Source organism: Thauera sp. K11, assembly GCF_002354895.1.
Lineage (GTDB): Bacteria > Pseudomonadota > Gammaproteobacteria > Burkholderiales > Rhodocyclaceae > Thauera > Thauera sinica.
The window spans coordinates 3,791,925-3,807,930 of sequence record NZ_CP023439.1; the positions used below are offsets into that span (position 1 = coordinate 3,791,925).

At 69.6% G+C, this 16,006-nt stretch carries 16 protein-coding genes; 1 reads left to right on the plus strand and 15 read right to left on the minus strand.

What is annotated here, in order from left to right:
- Positions 1-5 precede the first annotated feature (5 nt).
- Positions 6-887, plus strand: coding sequence for a dienelactone hydrolase family protein (locus CCZ27_RS16505; RefSeq protein ID WP_096449974.1), 882 nt, complete (start codon positions 6-8; stop codon positions 885-887).
- A 7-nt stretch (positions 888-894) separates the two neighbouring features.
- Here CCZ27_RS16505 and CCZ27_RS16510 read toward each other — a convergent pair whose 3' ends face one another.
- The 15 genes from CCZ27_RS16510 to CCZ27_RS16580 all read right to left on the minus strand — a co-directional run bounded on the left by CCZ27_RS16510 (position 895) and on the right by CCZ27_RS16580 (position 15,993).
- On the minus strand, positions 895-1,440 hold the full coding sequence (locus CCZ27_RS16510; protein ID WP_198363158.1) for a Gx transporter family protein: 546 nt from the start codon (positions 1,438-1,440) through the stop codon (positions 895-897).
- On the minus strand, positions 1,421-1,804 hold the full coding sequence (locus CCZ27_RS16515) for a NusG domain II-containing protein (RefSeq protein WP_096449976.1): 384 nt from the start codon (positions 1,802-1,804) through the stop codon (positions 1,421-1,423). Before CCZ27_RS16515 ends, CCZ27_RS16510 begins: the two co-directional genes overlap by 20 nt.
- 2 nt (positions 1,805-1,806) lie before the next feature.
- The gene (gene rapZ / locus CCZ27_RS16520) at positions 1,807-2,679 is read right to left on the minus strand and encodes an RNase adapter RapZ (protein WP_096449978.1); all 873 of its coding nucleotides are present in this window, start codon (positions 2,677-2,679) and stop codon (positions 1,807-1,809) included.
- Positions 2,680-2,931: 252 nt separating this feature from the next.
- Positions 2,932-3,912 carry an MBL fold metallo-hydrolase gene (locus tag CCZ27_RS16525; protein ID WP_096449980.1) on the minus strand — a complete coding sequence of 327 codons (981 nt, stop codon included), beginning with the start codon at positions 3,910-3,912 and terminating at the stop codon, positions 2,932-2,934.
- Positions 3,909-4,094 carry a DUF1289 domain-containing protein gene (locus CCZ27_RS16530; RefSeq protein WP_096449982.1) on the minus strand — a complete coding sequence of 62 codons (186 nt, stop codon included), beginning with the start codon at positions 4,092-4,094 and terminating at the stop codon, positions 3,909-3,911. The genes CCZ27_RS16525 and CCZ27_RS16530 overlap by 4 nt, the downstream gene beginning before the upstream one ends.
- Positions 4,091-4,294, minus strand: coding sequence for a DUF1289 domain-containing protein (locus CCZ27_RS16535; protein ID WP_096449984.1), 204 nt, complete (start codon positions 4,292-4,294; stop codon positions 4,091-4,093). The genes CCZ27_RS16530 and CCZ27_RS16535 overlap by 4 nt, the downstream gene beginning before the upstream one ends.
- Positions 4,295-4,644: 350 nt before the next feature.
- Positions 4,645-5,583 (minus strand): hydroxymethylglutaryl-CoA lyase, encoded by a 939-nt coding sequence (locus CCZ27_RS16540; RefSeq protein WP_096449986.1) that lies wholly within the window; start codon positions 5,581-5,583, stop codon positions 4,645-4,647.
- Between the two features lie 59 nt (positions 5,584-5,642).
- On the minus strand, positions 5,643-7,331 hold the full coding sequence (locus CCZ27_RS16545; protein ID WP_096449988.1) for an AMP-binding protein: 1,689 nt from the start codon (positions 7,329-7,331) through the stop codon (positions 5,643-5,645).
- Positions 7,332-7,395: 64 nt separating this feature from the next.
- The gene (locus tag CCZ27_RS16550; protein WP_096449990.1) at positions 7,396-9,396 is read right to left on the minus strand and encodes an acetyl/propionyl/methylcrotonyl-CoA carboxylase subunit alpha; all 2,001 of its coding nucleotides are present in this window, start codon (positions 9,394-9,396) and stop codon (positions 7,396-7,398) included.
- Positions 9,397-9,420: 24 nt separating this feature from the next.
- On the minus strand, positions 9,421-10,086 hold the full coding sequence (locus tag CCZ27_RS16555; protein WP_096449992.1) for a DUF4126 domain-containing protein: 666 nt from the start codon (positions 10,084-10,086) through the stop codon (positions 9,421-9,423).
- Between the two features lie 134 nt (positions 10,087-10,220).
- The gene (locus CCZ27_RS16560; RefSeq protein WP_096449994.1) at positions 10,221-11,012 is read right to left on the minus strand and encodes an enoyl-CoA hydratase/isomerase family protein; all 792 of its coding nucleotides are present in this window, start codon (positions 11,010-11,012) and stop codon (positions 10,221-10,223) included.
- Between the two features lie 19 nt (positions 11,013-11,031).
- Positions 11,032-12,639 carry a carboxyl transferase domain-containing protein gene (locus tag CCZ27_RS16565; RefSeq protein WP_096449996.1) on the minus strand — a complete coding sequence of 536 codons (1,608 nt, stop codon included), beginning with the start codon at positions 12,637-12,639 and terminating at the stop codon, positions 11,032-11,034.
- 474 nt (positions 12,640-13,113) lie between these two features.
- Positions 13,114-14,439, minus strand: a complete 1,326-nt coding sequence (locus tag CCZ27_RS16570; protein WP_096449998.1) for a TRAP transporter large permease — start codon at positions 14,437-14,439, stop codon at positions 13,114-13,116.
- Complete coding sequence (locus CCZ27_RS16575) at positions 14,436-14,960, minus strand: TRAP transporter small permease (RefSeq protein ID WP_096450000.1); 525 nt, start codon at positions 14,958-14,960, stop codon at positions 14,436-14,438. Before CCZ27_RS16575 ends, CCZ27_RS16570 begins: the two co-directional genes overlap by 4 nt.
- Positions 14,953-15,993, minus strand: coding sequence for a fumarylacetoacetate hydrolase family protein (locus CCZ27_RS16580; protein WP_096450002.1), 1,041 nt, complete (start codon positions 15,991-15,993; stop codon positions 14,953-14,955). Before CCZ27_RS16580 ends, CCZ27_RS16575 begins: the two co-directional genes overlap by 8 nt.
- Between the last annotated feature and the right edge of the window lie 13 nt (positions 15,994-16,006).

Below are 16,006 nucleotides of genomic sequence, written 5' to 3' on the forward strand. Positions count from 1 at the left end.
CCCTCATGAACACCGTCGCCCACCCCGAGATCGACAGCCTGCTCCCCGCCGCCCACATGGACAGGCGCACCTTCGTCACCACCGTCGCCGCCGCCGGTTTCGCGCTGGCGGTGCAGCCCGTGCAGGCACAGACGGTGATCACGACCGATGCGGAGGGACTGGAGGCGGGCGACGCCACGATCGCGGTGGCGGGCGGCAGCCTGCCGCTGTATTTCGCGCGGCCGGCCGCGTCGGCCGCGAACGGCGCCGTGCCGGTGGTTCTGGTGGTGCAGGAGATCTTCGGCGTGCATGAGCACATCCGCGACGTATGCCGGCGCCTGGCGAAGGCGGGCTACCTGGCGATCGCGCCGGAGCTGTACTTCCGCGTCGGCGATCCGTCCAAATACGAGAGCATCCCGGCCCTGGTGGAGAACGTCGTGTCGCGCATCCCCGATGCGCAGGTCATGGCCGATCTCGACGCCTGCGCCGGCTGGGCCCCGGAAAAAGGCGGCGACCCGGACCGGCTCGCCATCACCGGCTTCTGCTGGGGCGGCCGCATCGTCTGGCTGTACGCCGCCCACAACCCCAGGCTGAAGACGGGCGTGGCCTGGTACGGCCGCCTCGACGGCTCGCCCACCAACATGACGCCCCGCCACCCGCTGGACGTCGCCGCGCGCCTGCACGCGCCGGTGCTGGGCCTCTACGGCGGCCAGGACCAGGGCATTCCGCTGAAGGACGTGGAGGCGATGCGCGCCGCGCTGGCCAAGGCCGGCAACCACAGCGAGATCGTCGTCTATCCCGATGCGCCGCACGCCTTCCATGCCGACTACCGCCCCAGCTACCGCCCGGCCGAGGCGGAGGACGGCTGGCGCCGGCTGCTGCAGTGGCTCCCGGCCCACCTCGGCTGAACGGCCCTCAGCCCGCCGCAGGCCCCTGCGGCCCCGCGGCCCGCAGTTCGGCGAGCAGGCGCGCCGCCACCAGGCCGTTGGCCAGGCCGAACACCACCGCCGCCATGGCGAACACCGGCACGAGGTAGAACACGCCGTCGTGCGGCACCAGCCACAGCCGCGCCACCAGCAACTGCGCGCCGATGTGCGCGAACGCAGCCAGGATGCTATGGCTCACCGGGCCGAACCAGCGCGCCGGCAGATGCATGGACGCGCCCAGCGCGACGAGGCTGGCGAGCGCCCCCGACAGGCTCAGGAAGAAGCCGGGCGCGAGGAACTGGCCGAGCAGCAGGCTGCCGGCGAACACGCGCAGCAGCGCCACCCACGCCGCCTCGCGCCAGCCCCAGCGCGCCAGCACCACCAGCGTGACGATGTTGGCCAGCCCCGGCTTGACGCCGGGCAAGGGCAGCGGGATCGCCGCCTCGGCCACCGTCAGCGCGATGGCCGCCGCCGCGTGGCGGGCGATGCGGTGGTCCTCTGCGGTGGGAACGAGTTCAATAGTTGAGCGCGTCATAGTCCGCCCCGCGCCCCGTCAGCGTCAGGCTGACCTGGTTGGGCGCGCAGATCGCCACCGCGCCGGCGCGGCTCAGCCAGCCCTGGCGCACGCAGTACTGCCGCGGCCCGGGGTCGGAGGCGACGCGCGCGCGGCCCGGCTCGATCTCGATGCGCGTGATGCCCAGCGGCCCCGGCACATCGACGACCTGCCGGCGCGACAGGCCGAGTTCGGCGAACACCTTGCCTCCCGCCCTCACCACCGCGCCGTCCGGCGCGCCGCCCTGCCACAGCAGGACGGCTGCATGCACGCACACGCCCAGCCCGGCCAGCGCCACCAGCACGTCCCCCGGACGCAGCAGGTGCCGCCATGCGCCGGGGCTCATCCTCACTGGCGCGAAGCCGTCTGGTCCACCGCGCGCCGCGCCGCCGAGCGGTGGCGCACGATCACCCGCACCTTGTCCTCGAACTTCCCCGCCAGCCATTCGGCCAGATAGACCGAACGGTGCTGGCCGCCGGTACAGCCGATGGCCACCGTCAGGTAGCTGCGGTTGTCGCGCACGTAGGCCGGCAGCCAGTTGGCCACGAAGCTGCGGATGTCCTCCGCCATGCGGCCCACTTCGGGGATGCGCTTCAGGAAGTCGATCACCAACTGGTCCTTGCCGGTAAGCGGGCGCAGGTTCAGGTCGTAATAGGGATTGGGCAGGCAGCGCACGTCGAACACCAGGTCGGCGTCGAGCGGGATGCCGTACTTGAAGCCGAAGGACTGGAACATCAGTGTGAGTCCCTCGCTCGCCTCCACGTGGATGAAGTCCTTCACCCAGGCGCGCAGGGTGTTGGGGTGCAAGTCGCTGGTGTCGATGCGGTGGCCGAGTTCGGCGATCTCGTCCAGCGCCTCGCGCTCGCGGCGGATCGCCTCCTCCAGCGACACGCCCTCCTCGGCCAGCGGGTGGCGGCGGCGCGTTTCGGAGAAGCGCGCGATCAGCGCGTCGTCGCGCGCCTCCAGGAAGATGAAGCGCAGGTCGTCGACGATGCCGCGCAGCGCCTCGACCTGGACCGGCAGGGCCGCGATGCTGACCCCCGAGCGCATGTCCACCGCCACCGCCACCCGCCCGTAGCCGACGCCGCGCAGGTGGGACACGAGCTGCGGCAGCAGCGTTGCCGGCAGATTGTCCACGACGTAGTAGCCGGCGTCCTCCAGCACGTTCAGCGCAATGCTCTTGCCCGAGCCCGAAAGGCCGCTGATGAGTACGATCTGCATGTTCCCCAACCGACGAAAGAAGCCGAATTTGCCGCCGCCACTATAGCGCAGCCCCGGCGGCCGGCGCGGCGCCGGCCCGCGTTGCCGGTTTCGGATAACCGCCCCGCCGCGCCGGCCCCATGCTCGCAGCGCTCGGAGACGCCCAACCCGCTTAGACGGGAAAAGCGCCGCGCGTTCCCTGCGGCCCATCCGATGCCGCTCCGAACCGCCGCCCGCAGCCGGGCGTCGGGTACGGACCGGCCGCCGGCAGGTTCAGGCTGCTCCGCCCGCGGGCCGGGGCGCGCCGGCCTGCGCCGGCGGCAGGCTGCTCCCCGCCGACGCGACCAGCGCGCCGTGCTCCCGATGCGCCACGCCGGCGCGCTCGAGTTCACCCACCAGCCAGGCCGCCAGCGCATCCGGCGCGAGGCCAAGGAAGCGGGCGTTCGCCTCGCGGTACAGCGGCGTTTCCGCCAGGTGGCGCGGCAGTTCGTCGAGCGCGATGCTGCGCGCATCGAGCAGGTGGAAGGTGAGGCAGGCGCGGATCGCATTGCGCGCCATGCGCGCGCCGTCGTCCTCGAAGGCGCGCAGCCGCGCGAAGGCGCGTTCGAGCGCATCGTCGAAATCGGAGAACGGCGCGCCGTGGCCGGGGATCACCGCATCCACGGCGAGGCGGCCGATCGCCTCCAGCGTGCGCCGCGCGGCGCCCACGCCGTCGCCGCTGCCCAGCACGTCGGCGAACAGGATGCCGAAGCCGTCGCGCCACAGCGCATCGCCCGAGATCAGGATGCGGCGCTCGGCGTTGTAGTAGACGAGCGCATCCATGTCGTGGCCCGGCGCCGCCAGCGCCTGCCATTGCAGTCCGCCGGCGGCGAAGACGTCGCCCGCGGCCAGCGTGGCGTCGGCGGCGAAGCGCTCGCCCGTCTGCGCCGCGGTGGACAGCAGCAGCGCCGCTTCGTCCCAGTCCGCCACCGCCGCGGCCATGCCTTCGGGCACGGTGATCGTGCAGCCGAATTCGCGCTGCACCGCGGCGTTGCCGCCGATGTGGTCGGAATGGGAATGGGTGTTGATGAGGCGCGCGAGGCGCCGCCCGCCGAGCGCGCCGCGCAGCAGCGCCAGCGTCTGCGGCGCGTGGCTGACGTAGCCGCTGTCGATCAGCGTCGCCTCGTCGCCGTCGAGCAGCAGGATGTTGTTGGCCGACAGCCAGCCGCGCTCGAACACCTGCAGGCCGGGCGGGAAGCGCAGCGCGGCGCTCAATCGCTGCCCTCGCCGACTTCCGCCGCCACGTTGGGCGGCAGCGGCGCGGCCGGCGCCGCTTCGTCCGTGGGCGGCGGGACGGGCACGCCGTTGATTTCGTCCGCGGTGCGTCCGCAGCCCATGCAGACGCCGGAGTCCCAGTCGATCATGCACACGCCCACGCACAGTGCATCGCCGCTCATCGCGCCGCTCCCTCTGCCGTGGCGCGCGCGGCCGGGAGCCGTTCCCGCCGCCGCGCGACGAGCGCGAGGATGGCGCGCCGCTCGGCGTCGGAGCTGCGGCTCCAGCATGCGATCTCGTCCATCGTGCGCTGGCAGCCTTCGCACAGGCCGGTTTCCGCGCTCATGCGGCAGATGTTGATGCAGGGGGAAGGGACGCTCATTTCCGTGGCTCTCGTCGGGGACGGCCATTGTAATCGCGGGGCCGGCTGGCGCATGGCCGTGCGCCGGTCGTGTGGAGGGATTGCGCGTGCTTTGGCATGGTTGCTCTGGATCCGGTCTGGCGGCGGGGGATGCGCTCCGCGTCCTGCGCAACTCGACCTCGCTTCGCTCGGGACTCGGACAGTGCTCGTCCGCTCCGCGCATCCCCCGCCGCCAGACCTGCCGTGTTGCGGACTCCATCGCCGCATTGGAGACCCCATGCGACGTCGGGGACTTCGGACCATCCCGGCGACACTCGACTGGTGAAGCTCGCACCTGCAGCCGGCATCCAGCCTCCAGGCACTCATCCCGTTCAGTTCACGCACGCAGCCTGCGCGCGCTTGGCCAGCACCGCGCGCGCGACGCGTGAAGCCGGCTCGCGGCCGAGCTGCGCGCTGATCCAGGCGGCGGTGTCGACCAGGCGGTCGAGGTCGATGCCGGTGGCGATGCCCATGCCGTGCAGCAGCCACACCAGATCCTCGGTGGCGACGTTGCCGGATGCGCCGGCCGCATACGGGCAGCCGCCGAGACCGCCGACCGAGGCGTCGAACACCGCCACGCCCATGTCGAGCGAGGCGAAGACGTTGGCCGCGGCCATGCCGTAGGTGTCGTGGTAGTGGCCGGCCAGTTGCGCGGCCGGGACTTCCTGCATGACCGCTTCCAGCATGCGGCGGATGCTCAAGGGGTTGCCGGTGCCGATGGTGTCGCCGAGCGAGATCTCGTAGCAGCCCATGTCGCGCAGCGTGGCGGCGACCCCGGCCACCTTCCGCGGCGCCACCTCGCCCTCGTAGGGACAGCCGGCGACGCACGAGATGTAGCCGCGCACCTTCACGCCCGCCTCCCGCGCGGCCGCGGTGACGGGGCGGAAGCGTTCGAGCGATTCGGCGATCGAGCAGTTGATGTTCTTGCGGCTGAAGGATTCCGACGCGGCAGCGAACACCGCCACCTCCTGCGCGCCGGCGGCGAGCGCCGCTTCGAAGCCCTTGAGGTTGGGTGTGAGCACCGGATAGGAGACTCCGGGCGCCGGCTGCGCCAGCACGCGGAGCAGCACCTCGGTGCTGTCGCCCATCTGCGGCACCCATTTCGGCGACACGAAGGAGGTGGCCTCGATGGTCGCCAGCCCCGCTTCGGCGAGGCGCTCGATCAGTTCGACCTTGATGTCGGTCGGCACCACCTGCTTTTCGTTCTGCAAGCCGTCGCGCGGGCCGACCTCGACGATGCGCACGGAGGACGGCAGGTTTGAAGTGGTCATGGACGATGCTCCATTCCGAGTGACGATCACGGCCGCCGGCGCGGCCGCATCCCGCGGGCTCAGGCGGTCCTGGACTCCTGCAGCCCCAGTTCCTGCTTCATTTTCTCCCGGATCATGAACTTCTGGATCTTTCCCGTCACCGTCATCGGGAAGCTGTCGACGAAGCGGATGTGGCGCGGGATCTTGTAGTGCGCGATCTGGCCCTGGCAGAAGGCGCGCACGTCGGCCTCGGTGAGCGCGCCTTCCTCGCGCGGGATGATCCACGCGCACAGTTCCTCGCCGTATTTCTCGTCGGGCACGCCGACCACCTGCACGTCGAGGATCCCGGGGTGGGAGTAGAGGAATTCCTCGATCTCGCGCGGATAGATGTTCTCGCCGCCGCGGATCACCATGTCCTTGATGCGGCCGACGATGTTGCAGTAGCCGGCTTCGTCGATCACCGCGAGGTCGCCGGTGTGCATCCAGCCGGCGGCGTCGATCGCTTCCTTCGTCCTCGCCTCGTCGCCCCAGTAGCCGAGCATGACCGAGTAGCCGCGGGTGCACAGTTCGCCCGGCATGCCGCGCGGCACGATGCGGCCCTCGTTGTCGACGATCTTCACTTCCAGGTGCGGCTGGATGCGGCCCACCGTGGACACGCGGCGGTCGATAGGGTCGTCGGTGCCGCTCTGGAAGCTCACCGGCGAGGTTTCGGTCATGCCGTAGGCGATCGTCACTTCGCGCATGTTCATGCGTTCGATGACGCGCTTCATGACCTCGATCGGGCACGGGCTGCCGGCCATGATGCCGGTGCGCAGGCTGGCGATGTCGAATCCGGCGAAGCGCGGATGGTCGAGCGCGGCGATGAACATGGTCGGCACGCCGTACAGCGCGGTGCATTTCTCGTCCGACACCGCTTCCAGCACCGACAGCGGATCGAACGCCTCGGCCGGGTACACCATCGTGGCGCCGTGCGTCAGGCAGCCGAGGTTGCCCATCACCATGCCGAAGCAGTGGTACAGCGGCACCGGGATGCACAGGCGGTCGCCGGGCACCAGGCGGATCGCCTCGCCGACGAAGTAGCCGTTGTTGAGGATGTTGTGGTGCGACAGCGTCGCGCCCTTGGGGTGGCCGGTGGTGCCGGAGGTGAACTGGATGTTGATCGGGTCGTCGAACTGCAGCTTCTCGCCGCGCAATGCCAGCGCGGTCAGTTCGTCGCGCGTGGGCGCCGCGAGCAGGTCGTCGAGGTTCAGCATGCCCGGCGTGCGCCCGGCGCCCATGCGGATGACGAATTCCAGCGCCGGCAGCGCATGGCTGCGCAGCAGGCCGGGCTCGCAGTGGCCGAGTTCGGGGGCGAGGTCGCCGATCATCTCCAGGTAGTCGCTGGTCTTGAACGACGGCGACAGGACCAGCGCGCGGCAGCCGACCTTGTTCAGCGCGTATTCCAGTTCCGCACGGCGATAGGCCGGGTTGATGTTCACCAGCACCAGCCCGGCCTTGGCGGTGGCGAACTGCGTCAGCGCCCATTCCGCGTTGTTCTGCGACCAGATGCCGACGCGCTCGCCCGGCTCCAGGCCGAGGCGCATCAGGCCGCAGGCCAGCGCATCGACCTTGTGCTTCAGCGCGACGTAGCTCAGGCGCACGTCCTGGTGGCGCACCACCAGCGCATCGCGCTCCGCGTGGCGGGCGCAGGCTTCGTCGAAGAAACGGCCTATGGTCTGGCCGATCAGCAGCTTGTCGGATGCGCCATGCACGTAGCTCGGGTTGCCCATCTCCTTCGTCTCCTTTCTTGCGCTCTTCGTCGTCTCGTCTTGCCGCAGGCGGCTCGGGCCGCTCTCAGGCTTTCGCCTCGAATTCCACCAGTTCGGCGCCGTCGCCCACCTGGTCGCCGACGCCGAAGCGGAAGGACTTCACCGTGCCGGCGGCCGGGGCGGTGATGGTGTGCTCCATCTTCATCGCCTCCAGGATCAGCAGCGGCGCGCCCTTCTCCACCGCGGCGCCTTCGGCCGCGACCAGCGCGATGACCTTGCCCGGCATCGGCGCCAGCAGCCCGCCCTCGGCCCCCGCGCCCTCGCCGGTGTGCAGCAGCGGATCGACGCGCGTCAGCGGCCAGGCCCGCCCCTGCAGAAAGACGTAGCGCTTCTCGGCGCCGACGATCACCGTGGCGTCCATGCGCAGGCCGTCCAGTTCGACGCGCAGCAGGCCGCGCGGATTGAGTTCGCCGCGCGCCTGCACGCTGCGCGCGCCTACCGTCAGGCGGTAGCGGCCGGGCAGGTAGTCCACGCCGACCGCCTGCTGCGCCTCGCCGAGGCGGAACACCAGTTCGCGCCGCGCGGTCGCGTTCAGGCGCCAGCCGTCGCGCGCATGCCAGGGCGACAGCGGATCGCGATGGCTGCGCGCAGCCTCTTCCGCGCGCCGGCCTTCGCGCACCAGTTCGGCGAGCGCGGCGACCAGCCACACGTCGCCGGGCACCGCCTCGTCCTCGGGGAAGAGGTAGTCCCTTTCGCGTTCGATCAGGCCGGTGTCGAGGTCGGCGGCGGCGAACGCCGGGCAGGCGGTCAGGCGCGACAGGAACTCGATGTTGTTGGCCACGCCGACCACGCGGTAGTCGGCCAGCGCCTGCAGCATGCGGGCGAGCGCGCGGTCGCGGTCGATGTCCCAGACGATGAGCTTGGCGATCATCGGGTCGTAGTGCGGGCTGATCCCGTCGCCTTCTTCCACGCCGGTGTCGACGCGCACGTGCAGGTTCTCGGCCGGCGGCGCGAGGTGGACCAGGCGGCCCGTCGACGGCAGGAAGCCCTTCGCCGGATCTTCGGCATAGATGCGCGCTTCCAGCGCGTGGCCGCGGATCTGCAACTGCTCCTGCGCGAGCGGCAGCCTTTCGCCGGACGCCACGCGCAACTGCCACTCGACGAGATCCAGGCCGGTGATCATCTCGGTGACGGGGTGCTCGACCTGCAGGCGGGTGTTCATCTCCATGAAGTAGAACGAGCCGTCCTGGTTGGCGATGAACTCCACCGTGCCGGCGCCGACGTAGCCCACCGCCTTCGCCGCCTCGACCGCCGCCTTGCCCATCGCCGCGCGGCGCCCGGCCGTCATGCCGGGCGCGGGCGCCTCTTCCAGCACCTTCTGGTGGCGGCGCTGCACCGAGCAGTCGCGCTCGAACAGGTACACCACGTTGCCGTGGGTGTCGCCGAATACCTGGATCTCGATGTGGCGCGGGCGGGTGATGTATTTCTCCACCAGCACGTGATCGTTGCCGAAGCTGGAGACCGCCTCGCGCTTGCAGGAGGCGAGCAGGTCGATGAAGTCCTCGGACCGCTCCACCAGGCGCATGCCCTTGCCGCCGCCGCCGGCCGCGGCCTTGATCAGCACCGGGTAGCCGATGGCGTCGGCCTGCCGGTGCAGGAAGGCGGGCGTCTGGTCGTCGCCGTGGTAGCCGGGGGTCAGCGGCACGCCGGCCGCCTCCATCAGCTTCTTCGCCTCGGACTTCGAGCCCATGGCGCGGATCGCCGACACCGGCGGGCCGATGAAGACGATGCCTTCGCGCTCGCAGGCGTCGCAGAAGTCCTCGTTCTCGGACAAGAAGCCGTAGCCGGGGTGGATGGCCTGCGCGCCGGTGGCCTTGGCCGCGGCGATGATCTTGTCGACCACCAGGTAGCTTTCGCGCGCCGCCGCCGGGCCGATCAGCACCGCCTCGTCGGCAAGGCGCACGTGGCGGGCGTCGGCGTCGGCGTCGGAATACACCGCCACGGTCCTGATGCCCATGCGGCGGGCGGTCTTGATGACGCGGCAGGCGATTTCACCGCGGTTCGCGATCAGGATCTTGTCAAACATGTCGTCTCCAGCCTCTCTCTTGTCTCATGTCGCTCCGGACCGCGTCCGCGGCCGGAACAGTCGTCCGATGAAGCGCCACATCAGCACGATCACCGCCAGGGCCAGCAGCAGGAAGGCCGCCAGTGCCCCGAGGAACCACAGCGGCTGGTGCAGCAGCATCCACAGCCCGCCGGCGAACAGCGCGTCCTCGCCGAGCGAGGCGGAGACGTTGGTCACCGGCTCGGGCGAGGCGTTGATCGCCATGCGCGCGCCCGCCTTGGCGAAGTGCGTGCCCGCCGCCAGCGTGCCGCCGGCCAGCGCCGCGGCCACCTGCGCCGCGCCGCCCATGTCGCCCATCACCGCGGCGGCGAGCGCGGCGCCCGCCGGGATGCGGATGAAGGTATGCACCGCGTCCCACAGCGAATCCAGCCAGGGCAGCTTGTCGGCGAAGAACTCGACGGACAGCATCAGCCCCGACAGTCCCAGCACCAGCGGATGCGTGAGCACCGCGAGGTCGCCCGGCAGATGCACGCCGCCGAAGCGTCCCAGCGCGCCGAGCACGAACACCAGCGCATACAGCCGCAGCCCGCTCGCCCATCCCAGCCCCGCCGCGAGCGCCGCCAGCGAGGCGAGATCGAGCGGGATGCCGCTCCAGTCGAGCAGCGGACTCAGGGAATCGAGTTTGCTGCTCCAGGCGTAGATGAAGTCCATGCCGTCTTCCCTTCTTGCTGCGCACCCGACGAGGCAGGGCCGTTACGTCGATGCATCGAATCCGGTCCGGCGGTGGGGCAGGCTCGATCCGGTACCACCCTTCTTCCTGCCTTCCTGCCTTGGTTACCGCGAACTCAGCCCCTCGGCACCCATGCCGCCAACCGCTTCGACAAGAACGCGTCCAGCCCTTCCCTGGCCTCCGGCGTGGCGCGCAGGGCGGCGATGCGGCGTGCGGTGTCTTCCACCACCGCGTCGCCCAGCGGCCGGTTCGCCACCGCGCGGATGAGGTCCTTGGCCGCGGCCTGCGCCTTCGGGCCGCCCTGCAGCAGCGCGTCTACGATTTCCGCCACCTTGGCGTCGATCTCCTCGGTCGCCACCACCTCGTGCGCGAGGCCGATCTGGCCGGCGCGTACCGCGCCGATGCGTTCGGCGGTCTGGAAGTAGCGATAGGCGTGGCGTTCGCCGATGGCGCGGATCACATAGGGGCTGATCGCCGACGGGATGATGCCGAACTTCACTTCCGAGGTCGCGAACACCGCCTTGTCGCCCACCACGCAGATGTCGCAGGCGCTCGCCAGTCCCATGCCGCCGCCCAGCGCCGCGCCGTGCACGCGCGCAATGGTGGGCTTGCCCATCCCGGCCAGGGTGCGCAGCATGCCGGCGAGCTTCATCGCGTCGGCGAAGTTCTCGGCCTCGCTCGCCTCGCCGGCGGCCTTCATCCAGTTGAGGTCGGCGCCGGCGGAAAAGCTCTTGCCGCGCCCGGCCAGCACCACGACGCGCACCGTGTCGTCGGCGTCGAGCGCACGGCAGGCGGCGGTGAGGTCGGCGATCAGTTGCGCGTTGAAGGCATTGTGCACGTCCGGCCGGTTCATCCACACCGTCGCCACGCCGCCGTCGCGCAGGATTTCCAGGGTCTCGTAGCTCATCGTGTGTTTCTCCCGGCGCTCACATGCGGAACACGCCGAAGCGGGTCTGCGGGATGGGTGCGTTGAGCGCCGCCGACAGCGACAGGCCGAGCACGCGGCGCGTCTGCGCCGGATCGACCACGCCGTCGTCCCACAGCCGCGCGGTGGCGTAGTAGGGGTGGCCCTGCGCCTCGTACTGGTCGCGGATCGGCGCCTTGAAGGCTTCTTCCTCGTCCTTGCTCCAGGCGCCGCCCCTGGCCTCGATGCCGTCGCGGCGCACGGTGGCGAGCACGCTCGCCGCCTGTTCGCCGCCCATCACGCTGATGCGCGCATTGGGCCACATCCACAGGAAGCGGGGACTGTAGGCACGGCCGCACATGCCGTAGTTGCCGGCGCCGAAGGAGCCGCCGATCAGCGTGGTGATCTTGGGCACCTGCACGGTGGCGACCGCGGTCACCATCTTGGCGCCGTCCTTGGCGATGCCGCCGTTCTCGTACTTGCGGCCGACCATGAAGCCGGTGATGTTCTGCAGGAAGAGCAGCGGAATGCCGCGCTGGCCGCACAGTTCGATGAAATGCGCGCCCTTCTGCGCCGACTCGCCGAACAGGATGCCGTTGTTGGCGACGATGCCCACCGGGTAACCGTGGAGCTGGGCGAAGCCGGTGACCAGCGTGGTGCCGTAGCGCGCCTTGAATTCGTCGAAGCGCGAGCCGTCGACCACGCGCGCGATGATCTCGCGCACGTCGTAGGGCTTGCGGGTGTCGGTGGGGACGATGCCGTAGATCTCTTCGGGATCGTAGACCGGCTCCTCGCCCGCACCGAGGGCGACGCCGACCGGCTTCACGCGGTTGAGGTTGGCGACGATGCGCCGCGCGATCGACAGCGCGTGCGTGTCGTTCTCGGCGAGATGGTCGGCCACGCCGGACAGCCGCGTATGCACGTCGCCGCCGCCGAGGTCTTCGGCGCTCACCACCTCGCCGGTGGCCGCCTTCACCAGCGGCGGGCCGCCGAGGAAGATGGTGCCCTGGTTCTTGACGATCACCGTCTCGTCCGACATCGCCGGCACATAGGCGCCGCCGGCGGTGCACGAGCCCATCACCACCGCGATCTGCGGAATGCCCTTGGCCGACATGTTGGCCTGGTTGAAGAAGATGCGGCCGAAGTGGTCACGGTCCGGGAACACCTCGTCCTGCCGCGGCAGGAAGGCGCCGCCGGAATCCACCAGATAGACGCAAGGCAGGTTGTTCTGCTCGGCGATCTCCTGCGCGCGCAGGTGCTTCTTGACCGTCATCGGGTAGTAGGTGCCGCCCTTCACCGTGGCATCGTTGGCCACGATCATGCACTCCACGCCCTGCACGCGGCCGATGCCGGTGACGACGCCCGCCGACGGTGCCTCGTCGTCGTACATGCCGTGCGCGGCGAGTTGCCCGATCTCGAGGAAAGGCGTGCCCGGATCGAGCAGATGATCGACGCGGTCGCGCGGCAGCAGCTTGCCGCGCGCAGAGTGCTTGGCCCGCGCCGCCTCGCCGCCGCCGAGCGCCACCTCGGCCGCCCTGGCGCGCAGATCCTCGACCAGGCTGCGCAGGCTGGCGGCGTTCGCCTGGAAGTCCGCCGAGCGGGTGTTGATGCTGGACTTGATGGTGCTCATGTCTCCCCGTCCCTTGTTGGTTTGGGCGGCGGTTCCGGCCTGAGGGCGCGGGAACTGCCGCCTGCGGATGCGAGTGTGCGCGTCCGCTTACGGATGGGGAAGACTAGACGGTTGTGGGCCGCATGGGGTGCCAAGAGGGTTGCAAAATGCGCCAGGGGGAAATGAAGAGGACGTTAAACCTGATGCCAAGTGGAGCGCTGTACCGTCACACCCATTCACCGGTTGCACACCGAGAAGCAACGACAGAAACAAAGCGGCAAGTGCAGGGTTCATGAGCATTTTGGTCCGTATGCGGGCAATCGAGGAGCGCAACCCGCAGGGCAGCCTACTCATCGCAGGAGCAGTCCACCGTGTTGGGAGGGGCATCGGCCTTGGAGAAAGACGATTGCCAGGCCATCGGCGCCGCTGTCTTTGCGACGGCTCACCGGTGGCGTGGCATCCGTGAATGCCACGCCTTCGGAGCAGCCCGCCGCGCTAACCGATCCAGCGCAGCACGAACAGCGAAATACTCGGGAACAGCACCAGAACGACAATACGCAGCAGGTCCGAAACCAGGAACGGCACCACGCCGCGGAAGATGGTGGACATGGGGATGTCCTTGTTCATCGAGCTGATGATGTAGACATTCATCCCCACCGGCGGTGTGATCAGGCCGACCTCCATCACCACCAGCGCGATTATGCCGAACCAGATCGCTTTGTCCTCCGTGCTCAGGCCCCAGTAGTCCATGCCCAGCACGATGGGCAGGAAGATGGGAATGGTCAGCAGAATCATCGACAGGCTGTCCATCACGCAGCCGAGCAGCAGGTAGACGACGATGATGGCGATCAGCACCGTGAAGGGACCCAAGCCCATGCCATCCACCCATTTCGCCGCTTCGACCGGCATCTGGCTCACGGCCATGAAAGCGTTGAGCATGTCGGCGCCGAGCAGGATCAGGAACATCATGCCGGTACCGGTCGCGGTGCCGTAGATGCAATCCATGAGCCCTTCGCCCTTCAACCCGCCCGACTTCCAGGCGGTGACGCCAGTCGCGACCACGCCCACCGCCGCGGCCTCGGTCGGGGTGAACAGCCCGCCGTAGATGCCGCCGATCACCACCGCGAAGATCAGCATCACCGGCCAGGTGTCGATCACCGTTGAGAGGCGCTCGGCCCAAGTGTGCCTGGGGCTGCCGGGGCCGCCCGCTGCCGGGTCGAGCCGGGTGACGATGGCGATCACCACCATGTAGCCCAGCGCCGCCAGCACGCCGGGCACGAAGGCCGCGACGAAGAGCTTGGCGATGTTCTGCTCGGCCAGGATGGCGTAGATCACCAGCGGCACCGAGGGCGGAATCAGGATGCCGAGCGTACCGCCCGCGGCCAGCGCGCCGCCGGCCAGGCCCGGCTTGTACTGATGGCGTTTCAGTTCCGGCATCACCACGTGCGACATCGTCGCCGCGGTCGCCAGCGACGAACCGCAGATCGCGCCGAAGCCGGCGCAGGCGCCCACGCCCGCCATCGCCATGCCGCCCTTCCAGTGGCCGATGAAGGCGTTGCCGGCACGGAACAGTGCGCGCGACAGGCCGCCGTGAGTGGCGAACTGGCCCATCAGGAGGAAGAGCGGGACGACCGACAGGTCGTACAGCGAGAAGCGGCCGTAGGGCGCGTTCTTGAGGTAGGCGAGCAGGGGGTCCCAGCCCGATGCCCACACGTAGCCGATGGCGCCGGCGAGGAACATGGCGATGCCGATCTGCACCCGCAGCGCCAGCATGCCCATCATCACCACGCCCATGGTCAGGCCAATCGTCGTGCCGCTCATGCTTCGCCCTCCCCTGTCACTTCGCACACGAAGGTCTGCAGCGCCGCAACGCCCAACAGCACGAAGGACGGCACCACTGGCACATAGCCCCACCAGATCGGCAGCGCGATCACCATCGAGGTTTCGCCGTATTCACGCATTTCGAGCATGCCATCCCACACCCGCCAGGCGAGGAAGAAGGCCGACGCGGCCAGCAGCAGCGCGGCGAGCGAATCGAGCAAGCGTTTCAGCGCTGCCGGCGCCCACAGGGTGAAGAAATCGACGAACACGTGGCCTTTTCTGAGCTGGCAGTAGGGCAGGCACATGGCGATGCCCATCGCCGACATCATCTGCACCAGTTCGTAGTCACCCGGCACGGGCAAGTTGAAGAGCGCACGCCCGACCACACTCACCACCGACATGATGGCTTCGATGAGAAAGATCGCGCCGCCGAGCATCGCCAGGCTGGCGCAGGCTGCTTCCACGGTCCTGCCGAACGGACCGGAAGCCACGATGAGAGGGTGTTCCAGGGACTCAGCCATGAGCGCCTCCGGATTGGGGTGCCAGGGCCGGGACTACGACCTTCTGCTCGATCGCGCCGAACACGCTCCGACCGTCGCCATCGAGCACCTCGATGCGCACGGTGTCGCCCGCCCGCATGTAGCCGGTGCTCGGCTTGCCCTGCTCCAGCGTCTCGTAGGTGCGCAATTCGACGATGCAGCAGTAGCCGACGCCGCCATTGGCGATCGACGACCCCCACAAGCCGCCCTGCTTGTTCGACACGGTGCCGGTGCCGACGATGGTCCCGGCTTCCAGTTCGCGCGTCTTCGCGACGTGGGCAGCGAGCATGCCGAAATCGAAGGTGGCATCCACGCCGGCGTTCGGCATGCCGAAGGGCTGGCCGTTGAGCGCCACCCGCAGCGGCAGGTGCATCCGGGTGTCATGCCAGGCCGCGCCGAGTTCGTCTGGTGTCACCGCGACCGGGCTGAAGGCCGACGCGGGTTTGCTCTGGACGAAGCCGAACCCCTTGGCCAGTTCGGCCGGGATCAGGTTGCGCAGCGAGACGTCGTTGACCAGCATCAGCAGGCGGATGGCGCCGGCCGCCTCCGCCGCGGTGGCGCCCATGGGTACGTCGCCGATGATCGCGGCCACTTCGGCCTCGAAATCGATGCCCCACTCCTCGGCGGCGACGATGTCGTCGCACGGCCCGATGAAGCTGTCCGAACCGCCCTGGTAGATGATGGGGTCGGTGTACATGGACGGCGGCAGGTCGGCGCCACGCGCCTTGCGCACGAGTTCCACATGGTTCATGTAGGCCGAGCCGTCCAGCCACTGGTAGGCGCGCGGCAGCGGCGCCTGGCATGCCGCGGCCGAGAACGGCTGCGCATCCTCGACTTCGCCGGCGTTCAGCCGCTCGTACATGGCCCGCAGGCTCGGGGCGAGTTCGTCCCAGTCGTCCAGCGCCGCCTGCAGCGTCGGCGCGATGTGCGGCACCGGGCAGCAGCGGCCGAGATCGCGGCTGACGACGACGAGTGTGCCGTCACGCCCGCCTTGTTTCAGTGTTGCCAGTTTCATTGGTGTCTCCTCG